This is a genomic window from Flavobacterium gossypii, assembly GCF_014138495.1.
Classification (GTDB): domain Bacteria; phylum Bacteroidota; class Bacteroidia; order Flavobacteriales; family Flavobacteriaceae; genus Flavobacterium; species Flavobacterium endophyticum.
The window spans coordinates 2,058,446-2,080,633 of sequence record NZ_JACJIS010000001.1; the positions used below are offsets into that span (position 1 = coordinate 2,058,446).

The 22,188-nt window shown below is 36.5% G+C and carries 16 protein-coding genes and 1 tRNA gene; 10 read left to right on the forward strand and 7 right to left on the reverse strand.

Annotated features, from left to right (window positions below; genetic code table 11):
* Positions 1 to 13: 13 nt before the first annotated feature.
* From GGR22_RS09320 to GGR22_RS09335, 4 genes are all read right to left on the reverse strand, one after another.
* Positions 14 to 1,267, reverse strand: coding sequence for a Ca2+-dependent phosphoinositide-specific phospholipase C (locus GGR22_RS09320; RefSeq protein ID WP_182493400.1), 1,254 nt, complete (start codon positions 1,265 to 1,267; stop codon positions 14 to 16).
* Positions 1,268 to 1,364: 97 nt separating this feature from the next.
* Positions 1,365 to 2,015, reverse strand: coding sequence for a response regulator transcription factor (locus GGR22_RS09325; protein WP_182493401.1), 651 nt, complete (start codon positions 2,013 to 2,015; stop codon positions 1,365 to 1,367).
* Complete coding sequence (locus GGR22_RS09330; protein WP_182493402.1) at positions 2,008 to 3,639, reverse strand: sensor histidine kinase; 1,632 nt, start codon at positions 3,637 to 3,639, stop codon at positions 2,008 to 2,010. Before GGR22_RS09330 ends, GGR22_RS09325 begins: the two co-directional genes overlap by 8 nt.
* A gap of 355 nt (positions 3,640 to 3,994) precedes the next feature.
* Positions 3,995 to 4,067, reverse strand: a tRNA-Phe gene (locus tag GGR22_RS09335).
* Between the two features lie 99 nt (positions 4,068 to 4,166).
* On the opposite strand from GGR22_RS09335, the gene GGR22_RS09340 reads away from it, so the two are divergent.
* From GGR22_RS09340 to GGR22_RS09360, 5 genes are all read left to right on the forward strand, one after another.
* A complete protein-coding gene (locus GGR22_RS09340; RefSeq protein ID WP_182493403.1) occupies positions 4,167 to 4,901 on the forward strand; it encodes a type III pantothenate kinase in 735 nt (244 codons plus the stop codon).
* The gene (locus GGR22_RS09345) at positions 4,894 to 6,135 is read left to right on the forward strand and encodes a hypothetical protein (RefSeq protein ID WP_121376061.1); all 1,242 of its coding nucleotides are present in this window, start codon (positions 4,894 to 4,896) and stop codon (positions 6,133 to 6,135) included. Before GGR22_RS09340 ends, GGR22_RS09345 begins: the two co-directional genes overlap by 8 nt.
* A complete protein-coding gene (locus tag GGR22_RS09350) occupies positions 6,128 to 7,519 on the forward strand; it encodes a hypothetical protein (protein WP_182493404.1) in 1,392 nt (463 codons plus the stop codon). The genes GGR22_RS09345 and GGR22_RS09350 overlap by 8 nt, the downstream gene beginning before the upstream one ends.
* A gap of 1 nt (position 7,520) precedes the next feature.
* Positions 7,521 to 8,078 carry an LPS export ABC transporter periplasmic protein LptC gene (gene lptC / locus GGR22_RS09355; protein ID WP_121376063.1) on the forward strand — a complete coding sequence of 186 codons (558 nt, stop codon included), beginning with the start codon at positions 7,521 to 7,523 and terminating at the stop codon, positions 8,076 to 8,078.
* Between the two features lie 367 nt (positions 8,079 to 8,445).
* The gene (locus tag GGR22_RS09360) at positions 8,446 to 10,539 is read left to right on the forward strand and encodes a peptidylprolyl isomerase (protein ID WP_182493405.1); all 2,094 of its coding nucleotides are present in this window, start codon (positions 8,446 to 8,448) and stop codon (positions 10,537 to 10,539) included.
* 49 nt (positions 10,540 to 10,588) lie between these two features.
* Here the strand turns inward: GGR22_RS09360 and GGR22_RS09365 are convergent, their stop codons facing one another.
* From GGR22_RS09365 to GGR22_RS09375, 3 genes are all read right to left on the reverse strand, one after another.
* Complete coding sequence (locus tag GGR22_RS09365) at positions 10,589 to 11,503, reverse strand: GYDIA family GHMP kinase (RefSeq protein WP_182493406.1); 915 nt, start codon at positions 11,501 to 11,503, stop codon at positions 10,589 to 10,591.
* A 4-nt stretch (positions 11,504 to 11,507) separates the two neighbouring features.
* On the reverse strand, positions 11,508 to 12,833 hold the full coding sequence (locus GGR22_RS09370) for a hydroxymethylglutaryl-CoA reductase, degradative (protein WP_182493407.1): 1,326 nt from the start codon (positions 12,831 to 12,833) through the stop codon (positions 11,508 to 11,510).
* Between the two features lie 97 nt (positions 12,834 to 12,930).
* A complete protein-coding gene (locus GGR22_RS09375) occupies positions 12,931 to 13,884 on the reverse strand; it encodes a YARHG domain-containing protein (RefSeq protein WP_182493408.1) in 954 nt (317 codons plus the stop codon).
* A gap of 213 nt (positions 13,885 to 14,097) precedes the next feature.
* Between GGR22_RS09375 and GGR22_RS09380 the strand changes: the two genes are divergently transcribed.
* From GGR22_RS09380 to GGR22_RS09400, 5 genes are read left to right on the forward strand one after another with little or no spacing between them, the layout of a single operon-like run.
* Positions 14,098 to 16,266 carry a S9 family peptidase gene (locus GGR22_RS09380; RefSeq protein WP_182493537.1) on the forward strand — a complete coding sequence of 723 codons (2,169 nt, stop codon included), beginning with the start codon at positions 14,098 to 14,100 and terminating at the stop codon, positions 16,264 to 16,266.
* Positions 16,267 to 17,778 (forward strand): peptide MFS transporter, encoded by a 1,512-nt coding sequence (locus GGR22_RS09385; RefSeq protein ID WP_245982503.1) that lies wholly within the window; start codon positions 16,267 to 16,269, stop codon positions 17,776 to 17,778.
* Positions 17,779 to 17,802: 24 nt separating this feature from the next.
* Positions 17,803 to 19,947 (forward strand): peptide MFS transporter, encoded by a 2,145-nt coding sequence (locus GGR22_RS09390; protein ID WP_182493409.1) that lies wholly within the window; start codon positions 17,803 to 17,805, stop codon positions 19,945 to 19,947.
* Positions 19,948 to 19,969: 22 nt separating this feature from the next.
* On the forward strand, positions 19,970 to 21,685 hold the full coding sequence (locus tag GGR22_RS09395; RefSeq protein WP_182493410.1) for a peptide MFS transporter: 1,716 nt from the start codon (positions 19,970 to 19,972) through the stop codon (positions 21,683 to 21,685).
* A gap of 41 nt (positions 21,686 to 21,726) precedes the next feature.
* Positions 21,727 to 22,188 carry a thioredoxin family protein gene (locus GGR22_RS09400; protein ID WP_121376071.1) on the forward strand — a complete coding sequence of 154 codons (462 nt, stop codon included), beginning with the start codon at positions 21,727 to 21,729 and terminating at the stop codon, positions 22,186 to 22,188.

Genomic DNA, 22,188 nt, shown 5'->3' on the forward strand with positions numbered 1-22,188 from the left:
AATGGAAAGCAGATTATCTCGGTACTAATTCGTAAATTTCATTACTGCCATTATTTTCTGATAATTGAGAGGCTCTCTTGGTCATATATTTAAGATTACCAAGATTCTGAATATAGTATTGGTTTTCCTTACCTTCAATTTTAATCAATTTCCATTTTTGGTTAATGCTCTTGACTTCACTCTGCATAGTGGTAATATGATCAGAGAAATACTTTTTGTTTTTGGTGTTTTTAATGGCAAAAATAGTAGGTCCGTCATATAGGCTTTCAAATTCGAACTTGCAAGTTGAGCTGTCGTAATTTTTTGTCATTTTTGTCGCATGATCGGTTCTGTACTCATTGTTGGCAATATTCTTCATCGACTTAAATTCGGAGGGAGGCAACGGTGGCAAATCAATCATTTTTTTAACGTAAGGCTGACCTTCATTGCTCACGTATGCCCATTTGTTGTTTCGGATTTTATTTGTTGCAATGGCACTAAAAGTAGAATTCAGCGCTTTTTCCCAAAGGTCTGCATCGTTTACTTCGTATACTCGGGTAATTAAGTTTTTCTTACTGTATTTTTTGACTATATCCTGCCACTTGTCTTTCTTTTTAGTATCGAAGTTGAAAAATACCCGATTGCCTTTTTCAGGGGGATTTTCTTCTTCCGAGCCATTATCACTAAAACAAAGTCTTTTGGTGAGCAGATCGGCAGCATCAGCATACTCCCTTTTCCAATCGGGATTGCCAGTTAAACAGAAGATAACTTTTCCACGCATTTGGTCAATCTGCGGCCAGCCTTTCTCAACCACAAACGAACACAGGTCGTTATAGGTGTCGCTTTCCGTTTTTGGTTGAGATGCATACAACATTCCCGGCGTATAGATAATCGATTTGTCAAAATATTTAGTCAAATACTGGTCAATTCGATCTCCAAAATGCAAATAGCCGTCTTTTTCGCTTTTTATATCTATATACACTACAATCGGCAAATGATTTGGGTTGCTATTGTGCCAGCCAAATATATAACCTAGCCATTCGTCAAGATGGGAAGCGGCCGATGCTCCTAACGTATGAGATACTTTAAAATACCCACTAGTGATTTCTCCATCCTTATAATCTTTGGATTGTCTGATGATATCAAGTTCTATGGCCATACAGCCGCTTTGGTAAGGCGCAGTTGGGTCAAAATCCAATTGCTCAGAAATGGTTTCATTGCGCTGATAGGAGTTGTGAGAAGCTTTAAAAGAAATAGCCCCAAATGTTAAAGAATCTGTATTTTTCATAATGTATTGTGTTGTTTTCGAGTCTAAATTTAGACCCAACCAATACAATCACTTGAAAAAATGTTCTGAAACCCCTTCTTTTTGTTCTGAAACTAAATCAGAAATTTTTGGAGATTTTGAAAACCTTGTCCTCAATAAACAATTTATCATTTATGACCTTTGAAACATGATATGGGTTCACGGCAACGCTTCTGTTGATTCTTTTGAAATATTTGGGAGGAAAGACATTTTCCAGATACGACAGGGTTGTTCTCAAAACTTGGTCTTTGCCTGATTTCAAATATATTTCCACATAGATATGGTCGGCTTGCGCAAAAAGGAAATCTTTCGACTGAAAATAGTAGATCTGCTTCCCGATTTCAATTTTAATAATCGCATCCTGATTGGCCAATGCCAGATTGATGGCTGTAATTAAGTTGACACTTTCTACAGGCTTGGAAAGATAAGCTGCAGGCTTCAGGTTTGTCACTTTCTCCAAAGTGCTGGGATCTGTCAATGCGGTTGTAAAAATAAAAGGAAGCGATAGGGTAGTATTAATGAAATTGGCCAGATCAAGACCTGTTTTTTCTCCCGAAAGAGAAATATCAATTAAGACGAGATCGAATAATTTGTGAGATAACAGGATCCGCGCTTCTTCATAATCGTTGGCAATCTCAGCTGAGAAAAAAGGATCCAGCATTTTCTTTAGCGAAAAAGCAATTAAAACTTCGTCCTCTACAATCAATATCCTGCTTTTATGCTCAGTCATTTGGAAATACGATTTTGTAATTCGCTTTTTCCCTAGTATAGCTACCTTTTAGTTGTTTTACCATACCTTCGATAATAAAAATTCCAAGCGAATCATTTTTAATATCAAAACTAAATTCTGTTCCGTTGTCATTGTAATCCATCACAATTTCGCCTTTTTCTGTTTTTTTCAGTTTGAAAAAAAGTGAAAGCAGGTCAGATTCTGGCTTTGCGTGTTTGATCGAATTGGTAATCAATTCGTTGATAATTAATCCTAAAGGTAATGTTTTATCTACTTTTAGTTGAATATCATTCATGTCTATGTCATAACTAAAGTTACGATTACCGCTTGAAAAATGGGTTTCAAAAATTTTGCGGGTATATCTTTTGATCTCGATATACGAATCGTCATTGTGATTGACATTGTACGAATACAGCTCGTGAGCAATCGTAATGGTTTTGATACGCTGATAAAGTTCGTCAAATCGTTTTTTATAATCTTCGTTGTCGGCTTGATCTTTCTGAAATCCTATAAGACTGAGAATCACGGCGAGGTTGTTTTTTACGCGATGATTGAGTTCTTGTACAAGAAATTGTTTTTCTTCCAGATTTTTCTGTAATGCCTCATTCTTTTGGGTAATTTTCTTCCTCTGATTTTCTATTTTTTTCCGGTATTTGTTTTGCATCCAAAGGAAGAAAAGTAGCCCAAAAAGTAGTATAAGCAAGCTGATAGTGAATCTTCGGGTGTTGCTGATGTTTTTTTGCAGTTGTTTTTTTTCAGACCGTTCTTTTTCAAAATTATATTGCAATCCGAGTTCTTTTACTTTCAGGTCTCGCTGTTCATTATTGAATTCCTTGTAAATTTCTGATGCTGTTTTGTAATAATATAAAGCAGAATCCGACTTATTTTGTTTTTCCATAATGTCGCTTTTCATCTGGAAAATATCGGCCTTATAATTCAAGACATTCGATTTCGATGCCATAGCGAGTGCAGAATCGATATAAGTATTGGACATTCTGTAGTCTTTCTCCGAGAAATAGAAAAAACTCAAATTATGATACATCGATATAATGGCTTCATTGTGATTTAGATTTTTGTACAGATAAAGCGCACGCTGGTAATGTTGGAGCTCTTTTTGCAGATTAGTCTTTCTGTTTCCAAGTCCTAAAATTAACTCTACCACAGGCATATTCACTTGATCGTTTACAGATTCCGCATATTCTTTTGCTTCATTTGCCAAATCGTAAGCTTTTTTAGAAAAACCGTTGACTCTGTAATACGAAGATTTCCGAATCAAGAAATTAGTGTAGTTTTTTAGCTTAAGTTCAGGCTGGGCCAGAAAAATGTTCGCCGCTTTTTCCAATTCTTGCAGGCAGGATTTGGCATCATCATTAATCTCAAAAATAAGTGCCCTTTCCACATGGATTTTCAGTTTTTGTTCCGCCGTAAGTTTAGGATTAGAAATAAGATTTTGAGATAGCTTGAAAGCTTCATCATAAAGTCCAAACTCAGTAAGAATCTTGGTCTTCATTACATCTAAATCAGCTTTTTCACTATCAGTATAGCGCCCCCTGTTTTTGTTGATGAGGTCCAAAGCAGTTTTGAAATCTGAATACAACATTCTTTGCTCGAGATCCTTTTTCAAAGCTTGAAAGGAATCTTGACCAAAACAAAAAAAATGTAGAAAAAACAGAAAAAAACTAAAATAAATTCTCACCTTTTACTAAAATAAGATACAATATAATTCTTATTTTCATAAGAATGGGGTTGTTTTGTGTAAGATCAAATGTAGGAGTTTCAAGAAGCCTTTAGCTAAAAATGTTCTGAAACATTCTTTCTGTGTTCTGAATTTTGATTTGCTTGATTCAGAATCGACCTAAACTGTGCATTTTAATAGGAAGAATTTATAAAGTTTTTCTAGGGACTGCTGTCGAAAAGAAGTTATTGCGCAAACTTTTAAAAACAAAAAACCCTTGAATCGTATGAATCAAGGGTTGTTGTGGTACCTCCAGGAATCGAACCAGGGACACATGGATTTTCAGTCCATTGCTCTACCAACTGAGCTAAGGTACCTTTGCTAATGCGGGTGCAAATATAGAACGATTTTTAATTTATCCAAAACAAATTTTAAAAAAAATCAATTCGTAACTTCGCCAAAACAAATAAATAGATATGCTTTTAGCAATTGATGTTGGGAATACTCGAATTAAAGGTGCTGTCTTTGAGAACAATACTCTTTTGGGACATTTCGTTTTTCTCAAAAAAGATTTTAAAAAAAATATTGAAAATATTTTAAAAGAATTTCCAAAAGTGGCCGATTTGGCTGTTGCTTCTGTCGGAGATCTCGAAAAAAACGATTTTTCTAGCTTTGACGAAAGAGTAAAAATTCATTTTATTTCTCATGAGAATCATTTTCCTTTCACAAATTTGTACGAAACGCCTAAAACTCTTGGAATCGATAGGATGGTTTTGGCATCAGGAGCTGTATTGCAGTTTCCCAAACAGCATCGACTGATCATCGATGCGGGTACTTGCATAACCTATGATTTCGTTGATCAAGAAGATAATTATCTTGGAGGAGCAATTTCGCCAGGACTGCGCTTAAGGTATGAGGCATTACATAATTTTACGGCAAAACTGCCGTTATTAGAGCTAGGAAGCCCTAAAAATATTATAGGGAATTCGACTAGCGAATCTATCCACTCTGGAGTTGTAAATGGGGCGGTTAATGAAATTGACGGCTTTATAAATGACTATAAACAGTATTATTCAAAATTTACGATAATTTTAACGGGCGGTGACGCAGTTTTTTTGGCTAAACGATTAAAAAATACCATATTTGCCAATTCAAATTTTCTTTTAGAGAGCTTGAGCCATTTATTTCAATACAAAATCAAAAATGATTAAAAAAATTATAGTAAGCCTTAGTTTACTTTTTTCGTTAGCCTCTGTAGCACAAGAAGGATCAGCATCGCCGTATTCATTTTATGGAATTGGAGATGCAAGGTTTAAAGGTACAACCGAAAATAGGTCGATGGGAGGCTTAGGGATTTTGCCTGACAGTATTCACATGAATCTTCAGAATCCTGCCACGTTTGCTTCCTTAAAATTGACTAGTTTTACGGTGGGTGGAAGTCATAATATGACGAATCTTAGAACGAGCAGTGCAAAAGGAGATACTCAAAGAACAACGATTGATTATTTGGCAGTGGCATTTCCTACAGGGAAATTAGGTTTCGGATTCGGATTGATGCCTTATACTTCTGTTGGATATAAAATAAACTCATTTTCAGATCAAGAAGACGGTCCGAACAGGGCATACAGCGGAAAAGGAGGATTGAATAAAGTTTTTTTAGGAGCCGGATATCAATTGACATCTAAATTTAGCCTTGGAGTTGATTTTAGCTATAATTTCGGAAATATAGAAACCAAAAGCCTTCTTTCTCAGAATGTTCAATACGGAACTCGTGAAATGAATACGTCTGATTTAAGTGGCTTTAGTATGAATGCCGGATTGGTATTTGCGACAAAAATCAAGAAATACGATTTTGTTTCTAGTGTGACATATAGCCCGCAAGGCAATCTTAAGTCAGAGAATGAAAGAAAAATTGCTACGTTGGCCGGTACTGGAGGCTCAGAAATTGTAGTAGAAGAAAAAGATATTGTTGTTGCGGATTCGGATCTGAAATTACCAAGCAAGCTTGCCTTTGGCGCTGGTTTTGGGAAAAAGACGAACTGGTTTGTTGGAGCAGAAGTTACGCTTCAAGAAAGCAGTAAATTCGGAAACCGCTATAACGACATAACGAACGTTAGTTATGAAGATGCTAAGAAATTCAGCATCGGTGGTTATTTCATCCCAGACTATGATTCTTTTACCAGCTATTGGAAAAGAGTTACTTATAGAGCAGGTCTTCGATATGAAAATACAGGATTGGTCGTAGGCGATACTTCGATCAAAGATTACGGAATGACAATGGGACTTGGGCTGCCAGTTGGCGGATCAATCTCAAACCTTAATGTTGGATTTGAATACGGCAGAAGAGGAACAACTCATGCAGGCCTTATTAAAGAAACATATGCCAACATATTTGTAAGCTTATCTCTGAATGATAGATGGTTTGTAAAAAGAAAGTATGAATAAAAAAATCTCAAGCAGTAATAGGTCTTTTGCCTTTGTTTTTGCACTACTGGGTTTCAGTTTTGCGGCAATAGCACAGAATTCAGAATGCAAAAACAAGATTGTTGCATTTGAAGAATTTGTTCAGTCAAACAGTCATGACCAGACACTATACAGCCGCTGGAAGGAATTAAAGCAGCAATGCCCAACCGAAAGCGAATCGGTTTATCTGATAGGAGAAAAGATTCTTAACCAGAAAATCGATCAGGCAAATACTGCTGAAGAGAAAAATCCGATGATTTCGGACCTTATGAGTGTTTATGATGAACACGACAAGGCTTTTCCAAACAATAAAAAAGGAAATAGAATCAGTAAAGCCCTTCTGCTTTACGATAATAAGACGGGAAGCTCAAAAGAGATTTTCGCCTTTTTGGATAAGGCTTTCAAGATGGATAATTCTGAATTTACCAATCCAAACGTACTGAATATCTATTCTGAATTGCTTGTTTCGCAATACCAGAAAAAAGAAATAGAGCTTACCTTAGAGCAGGTTTTGGAGAAATTAGACGAGATTTCAGAAAAGGCACAATCCGAATTGAAAAAATCAAGTTTGGTAAAAGAGAATCTGTCGTTAAAAGCACAGACGGAAAAATTGACCTCTCAAGAACAAAGCAACTTGCAGAATGCCAAAGTAAGCGCCAATGAATTGACTCTAGTTATGGAAAACTTGAGTGCAAGAACTGATAAGCTAGCAAACTGCGAAATCCTAGTGTCTTTTTACCAAAAGAATTTCGACAAAAATGCTGAAAATGCTTTGTGGCTCGAAAGAGTTTCCGATAGACTGGATGCTAAAAAATGCAAGTCGGATTTCTATATTAAGGTTTCTGAAAAACTATACGCGTTGAGCCCGTCGGCTAAAGCAGCTTACAACATGGGAATCATTTCCAGAAACGCAAAAAATAAGCCTCAGACCATCGAACATTTTACTAAATCGGCAGAATTGCAGACCGACATCAATAAAAAAGCGGAGTTGTATTATCTGGTAGCCACGACGTATGGTTATGGCGATAAAGTAAAAGCAAGAGAATTTGCCAAAAAAGCTTTAGAAGTAAAACCTGCATTCGGGAAATCGTATATTTTTATTTCTCAGTTATATGCCAATAGCATGAAAGAATGCGTAGGCGATAATGCATTCGAAAGCAAGGCGCTTTACTGGCTTGCTGCCGAAACAGCTAAAAAAGCAGGGGCAGTAGAGCCGATCTTGAAAAAATCTGCCGACGATCTTGCTGCAAACTACACTAAAAAAGCACCGTCAAAAGAGGAAATTTCCCAAGCAAAAAGAAAATCGGGAGAACAGATATCCTTTAAATGCTGGATTGGCGAAACAGTGAGCATCCCAAAATTATAATATGATTTCTACGAAAAAGATATTGCTCAATGCTATTTTTATTGCAGTTTTTGGGATCCTGTTTTCATGCGAAAGCAATTTCAAGGATGTCCAGAAAATCAATGTTTCCACTTTTGCACCTATAGGAGAAGCAGATACCGTAAACCTGAAATATACAGATTCTGGAAAAATAAAAGCTATTTTGGTTAGCCCTAAAATGCTTGATTTCTCCAATGCCTCTTTTCCGTATACAGAATTTCCTAAAGGAATTGACGTCACGCTTTACGACAACAATCAAAAAAAGAGCTTCGTATCTTCTGATTATGCCATTACTTATAAGGGTACCGATATTATCGACCTGCAAGGAAATGTGAAAATTACTTCCGAAGACGGCAAAATACTCGAAACCACCCAGCTCTATTATGATCAGAAAAGGGAGTGGTTTTTTACAGAAAAAAAATGCAAGCTTACTTTAGGTCCTGGAAATGAATTTTATACCAAAGGATTCGATGCCAGCCGTGATTTTAAAGATATAAATGGGCAGGTCTTCTTTGGAGAAGGACAAGCAGATGAATTCTAAATTTCAAATTACATTATAATGTTATATCTTAAATACATACAGTATTTCTATCTAGTTGCTGCTGTTCTTTTCGCAGTAGATGGCTTTATGCAGTTAAATTCTACAGAAAGAAGTCCTTGGCTTAGTTTTTTCTTTGCCGCAATCGCGCTTTTCATGTTTTTCTTTCGCAGAAGATTTGCAAAGAAATATGAAGACCAAAATAAAAACAGGCAACAGTAGTTTCCTTATTTTCTAGGCTTTTTGCGAATCTTCCACATCACATTCAAAAAAAACTTCATCTTTATCAGAAAATATAGGTTTACTCCTTTTATTATTAAATAGATAATTGTATTTTCGCCCTCTGAATTTAAAAATTAACAATAAAAAAATGGCAGTTTTATCAAAAATTAGACAACGATCATTGCTTCTTATATTTGTTATTGGTTTTTGCTTATTAGCATTTGTTGTAGGCGACCTTATCAATAGCGGTGGTTTCAAGCAAACTTCAAAATACGTTGGAAGTATCAACGGAGAAGATATTTCATTTGAAGATTTTAGAAGTAAAGTCGATGCAGTTGAAAAAGGCGGTCAAGGAATCACGGCTTCTCAAGCAGCAAACAACGTATGGGAACAAGAAGTTTCTATAGCTTTGCTTACAGAGCAATTTGAGAAATTAGGAATCAGAGTAGGTGAGAACCAAATCCTTGATATTCTTAAACAAAGCCAAGATATTGGTCAGAATCCTCAATTCCAAAATGCTGCTGGCCAATTTGATTATCAAAAGTTCAAAGAATTTTTCCAAGCCAATCCAGAACTAGCTCCTCAATTACAGCAAAGAGAAACGCAAGCGGCTCTTTCTGCAAAATATCAAATCTACAGCACAATGCTAAGAGCTGGTTTGGTAGCTACTGAGGCTGAAGGAAAATTGCAATATGAAATGGAATCTGACAAAGTTACTTTTGACTATGTTGCTTTTCCTTTTTCAAACATAAAAGACAGTGAAGTTCCAGTTTCTGATGACGAGATTGTAGCTTACATGAGAAAAAACGAGAAGAAATTCAAAGCTGATGAAACACGCGAATTGCAATTTGTCGTAATTGAAGACAAGCCTTCTAAAGAAGATGAAGAAGAAGTAAAGAAAAATATTACTGAGTTATTATCTCCTAGAGTAGTCTTCAATGAAGCGACTGGAAAAAATGATACCGTTAAAGGTTTCAGAGAAGTAACGAACAACCAAGAGTTTGTGGATGCAAATTCGGATGTTAAGTTTGACTCTACTTATGTAACTAAGAAAAATCTTCCAGCTCAATATGCAGAGCAACTATACAACTTGCAGACAGGCGAGGTTTTCGGACCTTATATCTTTAACGGATATTATGCTATAAGCAAGTCATTAGGTAAAAAAGCTGGAGCAAGCGCAAAAGCAAGCCATATCTTGATTAGCTATGCTGGAAGCAAAGCTCCAAATCCTGCTATCACTAGAACTAAAGAAGAAGCTAAAGCGAAAGCCGATGACCTTTTCAAACAAGTTCAAGCGAATCCAGCTGTTTTAGAATCTTTAGTTGCTGGAAACTCTGATGATCCAGGATCTGCTCAAACTAGAGGAGAATATGATATGACTCCTGGACAAATGGTAAAACCTTTCAACGATTTCGTATTCAACAGCCCTATTGGAAAAGTGGGTCTTGTTGAAACAGAATTCGGTTACCACATTATTAAAGTAATCGATAAGCAAGATGCTATTCGTTTGGCAACTATTGCGCAAAGAATCGAACCATCTGAAACAACTAGCGATGATATATTCAGAAAAGCAACCAAGTTTGAAATGGAAGCTTCTGAAAAAGATTTCGCTACAGTAGCTAAATCTCTTGGATTGACTGTAATGCCATCAGCAAACGTAAAAGCACTTGATGAAAACTTTGGAAGCTTTACAAACCAAAGACAAGTAGTAAGATGGGCTTACGAGAAAAAAACTTCTGAAGGTGATGTGAAAAGATTCAACATTCCAAACGGAAACTTGATCGTAAAACTTAAGAAAGTCAATAAAGAAGGATTGATGCCAATCTCTGATGCGAAACCAATGGTTGAGCCAATCTTGAAAAATGAGAAAAAGACTGAAAAGATAAAAGCAATCATGAAAGGCGCTACGTTAGAAGAAGCTGCTAAAGCTGCTAAAGTTGCTGTAGCTTCTGCAACAGACCTTACTTTGCAAAGTCCAAACCTTATGGGATTCGGATCTGAGCCAAGAGTTGTAGGTACTGCATTCGCAACGGCTCCTAACAAAGTATCTGAATTGATCGAAGGTAGATCTGGAGTTTTCAAATTGAAAACCAAAAGTGTTGCAAAAGCACCAGCTATTAAAAACTTCGATACTTATACAGCAAGACTTAAAGCACAAAGCGCTGCTGCAGCTGGAAGAATCGTTCCTGCTTTAAAAGAGAAAGCAGATATCGAAGACAACAGACTTGATTTCGGATTCTAAGAATCAAACATATAGAAATAAAAAATCCCGACTAGATAGTCGGGATTTTTTATTTTAAGATCATTTCATCAAAGGTAAGAAGAGTCGGAAATCCTTTTTCTTTGAAATAAGCCGCGGGATTTTCTTTCGAAATGGCCATGACAAAATCGCCTCCCCATGCTCCGAGGCTTTTTACGACGCCTTTGAAATCGCTAAAATAAGCTTCTTGTATGGTTTGCATTTCCAAAACATCGCTCATGATCATTTCATGTTTTTCGATTTGGTAGGCGAAAGCTTTTAGGTTATCGGCGACTAAAACAGCTTCAGTAATCAGGTCGATTTTTTTGACGACTTCCGATATGTTATTCTGCTTACTATAATACGACGCGATTGCGGCCTTGCTGCTCTGTTTTTTATTCAGATATACAAAATAGAGGTTGCCAGTAAATTCAGGATTAAAAGCTACCTTGTGGATTGTAGGCTTGCCATTTTCTAGTTGATACAAGATAGGGACATCTTTTTGGGCGCATGCAATATCATAGCCGCTTCCTCCAAAACTCGTGCGTAACAGTTCAAAAGCATCAATGTTGAGCCACTGTGCTATATTGTTTATTAAAGTCGAGGAGGTGCCGAGACCCCAAAATTTAGGGAAAGTCAGTTCAGTCGTAATATTATAGCCTTCGGATTCTTTAATAAATTTAGGGTTTAGAAGATAGGCTTCATGCAAGATTTCGACTAATGTATTTTTGATCTTGTCTGAAAGAAAGGATTCTTTTTTTAGAATACTTTCAAAAGAGATAGAATCTTCAAACCAAATGCTTCCATCCTTGTCAAAGCTTTTCCATTCAATCTGATTGTTCTTGCCGCTTTCAATAATAAGATTTTGCCCGAACTTTGTCGGCAATGCCCATGCCTTTGCGCCATCTAAAACGACATATTCGCCTGTGATAAGTAGTTTTCCGTTGCTGTAAAATGTTTTTTTCAAGTAATCAAGATTTAACTTTTCTCAAATCGCTAAAATATTCTACGACCGCAGCATGAGAAACTGGATTATGCTGGAAATAATCTACGATTAAGACTCTTTCTTCATCTGTTGCTTCAAGTTGGTTGATGATATTCCCCAAGTGCATTTTCATATGGCCTTCTTGTATCCCTGTCGTTGTCAAGGAGCGCAATGCAGCAAAGTTCTGCGCCAGACCGGCAACAGCTACAATCTGCATTAATTCTTGAGCAGAAGGTTTCTCAAGCATCTCTAAGGCTAGTTTTACTAAAGGATGCAATGATGTCAAGCCGCCAACTGTTCCTAAAGCCAATGGAATTTCCATCCAGAAATAAAACATACCATTTTCGATTTTAGCATGCGAAAGACTTTGATAGCGTCCAGATTTAGAAGCATAGGCATGAATTCCAGCTTCTACAGCACGAAAATCATTTCCGGTCGCCAAAACAACAGCGTCAATTCCGTTCATGATTCCCTTGTTGTGGGTTACCGCTCTGTAGGGCTCGACTTCTGCAATTTGGACCGCCCTGACAAATTTTTCAGCAAAATTTTGTGGATCAATGTTTTTATTTTCATTTAATTCCTCCACCTTACAAGAAACTTCAGCTCTGACGATGCAATTAGGAACATAATTCGACAAAATGCTCATCACGACTTGAATGTTTTTTTCTTCTGAAGAAAATAATTCGAAGGATTGGGCTTCTTTCTGTAATGTTTTTGCAAACTGTTCCAAGCAAGAATTTATAAAATTCGCACCCATGGAATCTTTTGTCTCAAAAGAGGCATGAAGTTGAAAATAATTCGGAAGCAAATCGGTTTTGTCTTTTAGAATAATGTCTAAAATTCCTCCACCGCGTTTTTGCATATTTTTGGTGATGCTTTCTGTTTCTTCAAAAAACTTGTTTTTCTTTTCTTCAAAGAATCGTTCTAGTTTTGAAGTTTCTCCCGTATAGATAAAATGGACTTGGCCGATTTTTTCAGTATTCAAGACTGTTGCTTTGAAGCCGCCTCTTTCAGACCAAAACTTTGCTGCTTTTGCTGCTGCTGCAACTACCGAGCTTTCTTCGATAGCCATCGGGACCGTGTAGAATTTTCCGTTGATTAAAAAGTTGGGAGCAATTCCTAACGGAAGGTAAAAGTTAGTTATGGTATTTTCGATAAAATCATCGTGCAGTTTTTGGATCTTGGCATCAGAATTCCAATAATTCTTTAAGATAGCAATGGCTTCATCTGGATTCGAAAAATATTCTTTAGCAATCCAGCTTATTTTTTCTTCTTTGGATAATTTTGAAAATCCCGAAATGGCTTTATTCATTATCTAGCAATTATGTCTTACAATAGTCCTGCAAAGATACAGTTTCAGGCTATTCTTTTTACGAATTTAAAAAGCGTTTTTATTTGTAATTTTTCGACTATTCTTCAATGAAAGTCATCTTTTTTGCCATCTTTTTCTGCCAGCCGTACGGCAAGATAGAATGATTGTTTTCAACCATCAAGTTCATTTGCGAAACGATTTTGTCTTGAAGGTTTTTAGGCAGGTTGTAAAAGTCAGCATCAACATTGAAATTCCGTTGGTCGTCTAATATTCCATTTTGGATTCTGAGTCCGATTTTTTTTCCTTTGTAATAGAGCAGTATTTTTATTCTTCCATCATCATAACCATTATATCCGTTTGTGCCATAAATAACTATGGGTTCGATGATTCCGTCGTTGTCAAAATCTTCTACATAAATATATTTTGTCCAAAACCAGATGCTTTCCTCTTCTGGTTGCTTAAAATCATTAGTCTCAAATGTTTTGGTCCAAGTATCATTTTCAACCTTAAAATTAAAAGCCTTGATCGAATTGTTGAAGTAATTCCCATCTTTTGGTTCTTTGAATTTTTCTTCTGTCAAGACCAAATAGTAGTTTCCAGTTTTATCTTGATAATCGTAAACTTTCCAGATAGAGAAATTGATTCCCAGTTCTTTTTTCTTTTTAACTGTAAATAGTTCTTTGGTTTTTTCTTCGGAAAGAGTCTTGTATTTGCTGTTTTGCTCGTTTGCGACATATTGAGAAATCTCGCTGATCTTTTGCGCAAGCAGACTGATATTCTTCTGTTCGATGTCAGAAAATTCAATAGCATCGTTATTGTTTAGCGGTTTATACCAAGATTTGTTCTTAAAATACGCGGCATATTCAGGATTAGAAAAAACATAACCTTTACGAGCGTAGATTTCATTTTTTAAAAGCTTTAAGGCATAAATATCTAAGTTTTCAATGCTATTCTCGCTGATTGTTTCTGAAGAACATTTAGAACAATCCTTACGATTTTGCGCGGTAACTGAAACAGAGGCAACTAGTAAGCACAGCAGATAATTTTTCATTTTGGGTTGGGTTTACTCAAATATAACACTAAAATAATAACAAGAAAGGCGTTTGTTTCGATTGAAAAGAAATTTCTTTCTTCATTCAAAATAAGGAGCATTTCAAATATAAATGCAAATTGAAATTCCGGAAATTGCATTTAACACAAAAAATCAAGGTTTATTGCAAATTTTTCACTAAAATTGACAGTTTTTTTACCTTAACAAAATATGATGAATTCACGAAAGATTACCGCATTGCTATTATTCTTGTGCATGTCGGTTTTTGGCCAGCAGAAATTAACTCTTGAGGAAATCTGGGGAGGAGCATTTAGGGCCGAAGGAATGGAAGAATTACAATCCTTAAAAAACACCAATCAATATACTGTTTTAAATTTTGATCGACCGTCAAGAAGCATGCAGATTGACTTGTACGACTATGCGACTTTGAAGAAAGTCTCGACCTTAATTGATACGAAAAATCACAAAGATCTTCCGATGATTGACAGTTATACTTTCAATTCAAAAGAAAATATGATTTTGATTGCTTGCGAATCAGACCAGATTTTCCGCCATTCTTTTGTGGCCGACTATTATTTGTATGATATCCAAACCAAGCAATTGACAAAATTGTTTGATTTTAAGATTCAGGAGCCTACTTTTTCTCCAGACGGAACTCAGATTGCGTACGCAAAAGACAATAACTTGTTTGTCTATAATCTTCAATCTAAGACTTCAAAACAGATTACGACTGATGGGAAGAAAAACGCAGTCATCAATGGTATTACGGACTGGGTTTATGAAGAAGAATTCTCTTTCGTAAAAGCTTTTGACTGGAATGCCTCAAGCGACAAAATAGCTTTTATCCGATTTAATGAAACCGAAGTGCCTGAGTTTTCAATGGATCTTTTTAACCAGGGTCTTTATCCAGTACAGCAGGTTTTCAAATATCCAAAAGCAGGAGAAAAGAACGCGCTGGTTTCTTTGCATATTTATGATGTTAAGGCCAATGCTGCAAAACAAATCAACTTAGGAAGTTATACTGATTTTTACATTCCAAGAATAAAATGGACGAATGAAGCTAATGTCTTGAGTGCTCAAGTCATCAACAGGCACCAGAATAATTTAGACCTGCTTTTTGTAGATGGAACATCAGGCGTAGCAAATGTTATCTTGAATGAAAAAGACAAAGCGTATGTCGATATCACGGACAACCTTACTTTCCTAAAAGATAACAGTTTTATTTGGACAAGCGAGAAAGACGGTTTCAACCATATTTACCACTACGACAAAACAGGAAAGCTGAAAAATCAAATCACAAAAGGAAACTGGGAAGTTACTGCTTATTATGGTTTGGATGAAAAATCAGGAACTATTTTCTACCAATCAGTTGAAAACGGTTCCATCAACAGAGATGTATATTCTATAAAAGTAAGCGGAAAAGACAAGAAAAGGCTTTCTTCTGCAACCGGAACTAATTCGGCAACCTTCAGCCCGAACTTTCAGTTCTATATCAATACATTCTCTAATGCCACGACTCCGGCGCAATATTCTTTGAATGATGCAAAAACAGGCAAGGAAGTACAATCTATCAAAAAGAACGAGGCCTTGCAATCAAAGTTGAAAGCCTACGATTTGCCTTCAAAAGAATTTTTTGAACTTACTACAGAAAAAGGACATAAGCTGAATGCTTGGATAATCAAGCCGAAGAATTTTGATGCCTCTAAAAAATACCCAGTTTTGATGTTCCAATATTCAGGTCCAGGTTCGCAAGAAGTAGCAAATAATTGGATCGATACGAACGACTTGTGGTATATGATGCTTTCGCAGCAAGGTTATATCGTAGCTTGCGTTGACGGAAGAGGTACAGGTTTCAAAGGTGCTGATTTTAAAAAAGTAACTTATAAAGAGTTAGGAAAATTTGAAGTTGAAGACCAAATTGATGCCGCAAAAGTACTCGGAAAATACAATTATGTTGACAACAGCAGAATTGGAATCTGGGGATGGAGTTATGGCGGTTTTATGTCTTCTAACTGCATCTTAAAAGGAAACGACGTTTTCAAAATGGCTATCGCCGTTGCGCCGGTAACAAACTGGAGATTCTATGATTCAGTTTATACAGAAAGATACATGCAGACGCCACAAGAAAATGCTTCCGGATATGACCAAAACTCACCGATCAATCATGTCAGCAAGCTAAAAGGGAAATATCTTTTGGTACATGGAAGTGCCGATGACAACGTACATGTGCAAAACACAATGCTGATGATCGAAGCATTGGTACAGGCTAACAAACAATTTGATTGGGCAATCTACCCTGACAAAAACCACGGAATTTATGGTGGAAAAACCAGATTGCAACTCTATACAAAAATGACAAACTTTATTAAAGAGAACCTATAAATGGAAATGACCGACCCGAATACCCCCGCAGTCCAAGTACCAACAATTGAAGATATCCAAAACTTTGAAGGAAAATATCCAAGACAGCTATGGTATCTGTTTTTAGTAGAAATGTGGGAACGTTTCTGTTTTTATGGAATGCGTGGTGTCTTGACTTTTTTTATGGTCGACCAACTTTTATTAAAAGATGATGCTGCCAATTTGCAATATGGCGCGATTCAAGCATTCGTATATGCCTTTACTTTTATCGGCGGTATTTTTGCCGACAAAATATTAGGATTTAGAAAATCGCTTTTCTTTGGCGGAATCGTAATGATCTTAGGGAATTTGCTGATAGCATTTTCTCCTCAAACTATGTTTTATTATGGAATAGCCTTTTCTATAATCGGTACCGGTTTCTTTAAGCCGAATATTTCCTCGATGGTTGGAGAATTGTACCATGAAAAAGATCCAAGAAGAGATGCAGGTTACGGAATGTTTTATGCGGGAATCAATATCGGTGGACTTTTTGGTGGAGCATTGTGTATTTATTTAGGAAAATACCATTCGTGGACATTGTGCTTCCTTTCAGCGGCAATCGTAATGGCTTTAGGGCTGATCACTTTCCTTGTTACAAAAAAACACTTAGGTCCTATTGGAGATTCTCCACTCTTGAATTTATCCGTAAGCAAAAGAAAATTCAGAGAGATTGCGGTATATGTATGCTCGTTGCTTAGCATCCCCTTTATTTTTATAATGGTAAAAAATACAGACTATACAGATTATTTCATGTATACGATTGGCGCAATTGCGGTATTGTATTTTACATATGAACTGTTTAACCTGAAAAATGCCAGCCTACAGAAGAAATTATTTGCAGCATTCCTGTTTATTTTCTTTTACTTCTTATTTAATGCAATTTATGAGCAAAGCGGAGGATCACTGTCTCTTTTTGCAAAAGATAACTTGAGCCACAGTTTATTGTTCTTCAACATTGACCCTAATATCGTAAACAACAGTTCCAATACTTTATTTGTAATTATTTTAAGCCCGATTATTGGTCTTTTATGGCTTTGGCTGGCGAAAAAGAAAATTGAGCCGAATACGATTATCAAATTTGGAATTGGTTTCTTGTTCCTTTCAGCGTCATTCTACCTTTTTTATTACACAAGATTTTTCGCGAATTCTGAAGGTATAACTTCTTTGAATTTGTTCACTTTTGCCTATTTAATCACTACAATCGGAGAGCTTTGCCTTGGTCCGATTGGAATGTCAATCATTACTAAACTATCGCCAAAAAGACTTTTCGGAATGATGATGGGATTGTGGTTCTTGGCAAGTGCTTTCGGCCAGTTAGCTGCAGGAAAATTAGGTGCGGCAATGTCGAAATCAAATACAGGCGATGATTTGGTGTCAAAATTACAATCATACACAGATGGATATTATACTTTAGCAATATATTCTCTAATTGCAGGAGTGTTCCTAATCGTAGCAACTCCATTGATTAAAAAATTGATGCAAGAAGTCAAATAACAAAATAGAATAAATAAATTTAGAATGTCAGAAATCTCATCCAATAACGATTTTTTCAAATCAAAAGTTTTAGGCCATCCATCAGGATTATTCGTTTTGTTTTTTACTGAAATGTGGGAACGATTCTCTTTCTACGGAATGAGGGTATTATTGATTAATTTTTTGACCATGGCCGCCATCGGAACCAATCCGGGCTGGGAATGGTCTTCAGAAAATGCCGGAGCTTTATTCGGAACCTATGCCGGACTTTTATACTTGACTCCAATTGCGGGTGGTATCATTGCCGATAAATTCACAGGCTATCGCTGGGCAGTTGTTATCGGGGCAATAATCATGACTTTAGGCCATGCTTCTATGGCGCTTGAAACCGAATTTTCACTTTATTTTGGACTAGTTTTGCTGGTTATCGGTACGGGTTTCTTTAAGCCGAATATGACTTCTATTATTTCTGAAATGTACAAAGACCTGCCTGAGAAAAAAGACGGTGCTTATACTATCTTTTACATGGGAGTAAATGCAGGAGCTTTCTTCGGAATGATGCTGTGCGGTTATCTTGCCGAAAAAGTTGGTTGGAGCTGGGGCTTTGGATTAGCTGGGATTTTTATGCTTTTGGGTTCTTTGCAATTCTGGTTGGCAAAACCTTTGTTCGGAACTATTGGCGATGTTCCTAAAAAATCTAAAGCTATTGAAGCGATTTCACCTGACGGACAGATTGACATTACAAAACCACAAGCTGAAGTAAAGCCAGAAGACAAAAGGAATCCTTTTACCATGTTGGATAAGGTCTTAATCGTAATCACCTCCATAATCGGATTGTTGTATCTGATTGATGATCCTGCCTCTAAAATTGCAAATATTCATCTCCTGCCTCAGGAATTTTTAATTTCAAAAGATGTTTTGCCAGGTTCTTTAGTCATAACAATAATTGGATTGCTATTATTCTTGTTCTTGGTAATTTCTAGGATTGCGCGTTATACAAGAGTAGTCCGTGACAGAATGATTGCGGTTATTATCTTTGCTTTCTTTACCGTTTTCTTTTGGCTGTCGTTTGAACAAGGAGCTACTTCATTGGTTCTTTTTGCAAGAGATTTTACAGACCGGACTTTGATGGGGAATCAAGCGATTATTTTTAATATCGTAAATACACTTCTGACTATAATTCCATTGATTCTGATTTCTTGGGTATTGTTCCTGCTATTCAAGCAGACGTATAAAAGAATATCAACTTCAAATATTATTCTAGCCATAAGTTTTCTAGGCGTTTGGGGAATTGTCATCTGGATGTTGAATAACGATTACAATTCAAAAGCCTACGAACTAAAATACCAGGCGATTAAGACGGCTCAGATTGATGAAAAGACCAAAAAGCAAAATGTCGATGAAAACGGAGATTTTGTTTTTGATTTTAATCCAGTGACAGAAACTACGGTCTTGAAACCGACAGATGAAGTTGTAGATCAAACATTCACAATTTCTAGTAGAGATTTGCTGAAAGTAAATGACAAAGTAGCGCTTCATAATGAAATCGGGAATTTTGTTTACCTGACAAAAGATTTGGAAGCAAAAATCAGAAACGATTATAAAAAAGCAACCAAAGAATCTCAGATTATAAAGGCCGAAATAACCCAGCTTAAAGAGAATCAAGTTGAAGTCACGACTTCTTGGTTTAGTATCCTAAATTCATTCTTTATTATTGCTTTTGCTTCCATGTTTTCTAAATGGTGGGATAGCAAATACAATCCAAGCGCAGCAGTTAAATACGGCCTAGGACTGATTATTATGGGCTTAGGATTTGCCATATTGGCGTACGGAGCAAAAGTTATCCCTTCTGGCGCTGAAGCTGGAGCAGTAAGAGTTAGCATGATTTGGCTTATATTCGCATATCTATTCCATACACTAGGGGAATTATGCCTATCACCAGTTGGTTTGTCATATGTCAGCAAATTGGTGCCTGGAAGAATGATTGCATTTATGTTCGGGATGTGGTATCTTGCGATTGCAATCGGAAATAAATTGGCAGGTTCGCTAGGTGGAATGATTGAAGGCATTACTAAAGAATACGATATGAGTACCTTCTTCCTGATTTTTACAATAGTCCCTATTGTAGCCGGATTGATTGTCACAGCATTAAATCCAGTATTGAAAAAATTAATGCACGGAGTACGATAATAACTAAACTAAACTATAATAAATGGAAACAACAGTAAAGCAATCACACCCGAAAGGCCTTTGGTACCTATTCGGAACAGAAATGTGGGAAAGATTTGGATATTATTTGATGTTAGGGATATTCTCCCTTTACATGCTCGACGGATGGAATAATGGCGGTATGGGCTTTGATCCTGCTAAAAAATCCGATATCTACGGGACGTATCTAGGTCTTGTGTATCTGACTCCTTTTATAGGAGGATTGCTTGCTGATAGAGTTTTAGGCTATAGAAGATCGATCGTCATGGGAGGTTTGATGATGGCAGCAGGTTATTTCTTGCTTTCTATTCATAGCGAGATGACTTTCTATATAGCATTATTCTGTATTATCTTAGGAAACGGTTTCTTTAAGCCAAATATCTCGACGCTGGTTGGAAATTTATACAGTAGCGATGAAATGAAAGATAAAAAAGATGCAGGTTACAACATCTTTTATATGGGAATCAACGTAGGAGCTTTTATCTGTAATTTCGTTGCCGCATACATGAGAATCAACTACGGATGGGGGCACGCGTTTGCTGCTGCTGGAGTCGGGATGTTGATTGGTGTAGTTGTATTCTTAATCGGAACAAAACACATAAAACATGTGGATGTTATTAAGCCAGTCGAAAAAGGGGATATGTCAACTGGAAAAATTCTTGGTTTGACAGTTCTTCCAATGTTTATTTTCGGAATAATCGGGTATTTGATTCCTGGAAATTTCTTAGGTTCTGATACTAACGATGCTTTTATTATCGGATGTCTTCCTGTAATCGGATTCTTCATTTACTTGGCATTTAAAGCTGAGGCGAAAGAAAGTCGAGCGATTAAAGCGCTTTTGGCTGTGTTTACCTGTGTGATTTTGTTCTTTGCAATTTTCCACCAAAATGGAGACGCCTTGACCGTTTGGGCAGAAGATCATACAGACAGAAGCATGCCGACTGCAGTTTCTAATGTAGCAGATGAATTAGGAATGGCACAAGTTGTTGTAAACAATGATATCGTTTCGGCTGACCAAGCTACATTTGATAAAACAATTTCCGAAATGAGAGCTAAAGAAGAAGCAATGCCAGCTGTTTCTAAAGAAGAATTAAAAGCAAAAGCAGATTATTCAAGCGAAATCGGACAGCTAGAAAAATCAAGAAAATATTTTGCAACCTTGCCTGGAGATCAAGTTCCAGCCAAAGGAACAAACTTAAAATTGTATTCAACAGAATTGTACCAATCTATTAACCCATTCTGGGTAGTAGTCTTGACGCCATTGGTGGTAGGTGTATTTGGTTTTATGAGAAGAAGAAAAAAAGAACCTAGCACGCCAACAAAAATCTTTATCGGTTTGGTAATTACAGCTCTTTCGGCTTTAGTAATGGTAGGTGCTGTTTTTGCAACAAACGATATGACTTTAAAAGCAAGTTCTTGGTGGCTGATTGCTTCGTATGGTGTAATTACCATCGGTGAATTATGCCTTTCTCCAATGGGACTGTCACTTGTTTCAAAACTTTCTCCTCCAAGGATAACAGCGTTGATGATGGGTGGTTTCTTTTTGGCAATTTCTGTTGGAAATAAACTTTCAGGAATGCTATCATCACTTTGGGAAAAAATACCTCAAAAAGAAAACTTCTTTTTCCTTAACTTCGGTTTAGTTTTAGCTGCTGCAATAGTATTGCTATTGATGTTAAAATGGTTAAATCGAGTAATGAAAGAGAATAATGTAGCCTAAACGGCATTATTTTTGAAACCAATATTCAAAACTATAAAAAAATGAAAAAACTACTTTTAGTACTATTTTTAGCTGTAGGCTCAATAGCTGCAGTTCAAGCTCAGGAAGTAAAATGGCTTACATTAGATCAAGCCCTTGCTGCACAAAAGAAAAAGCCAAAACCAATTTTTATGGACGTGTACACGGATTGGTGTGGACCATGTAAGATGTTAGACAAGAATACTTTTCAGTCTAAAGAAGTAGCAGAATACATCAATGCTAATTATTATGCTGTGAAATTTAATGCTGAAGGCGATTCTGAAGTGACCTACAAAGGGAAAAAATATACAAATCCAAAATACGATGCGGCACGTAAAGGCCGTAATGCGGTACATGATTTTACAATGTTCCTGAAAGTGCAAGGATATCCGTCAATGTATATTTTTGACAGCAAAGGAGAGGTAAAAAGCCCAATTGTAGGCTATCATACTCCTGAGCAGTTAATGCCACTAATCAAAGTCTAA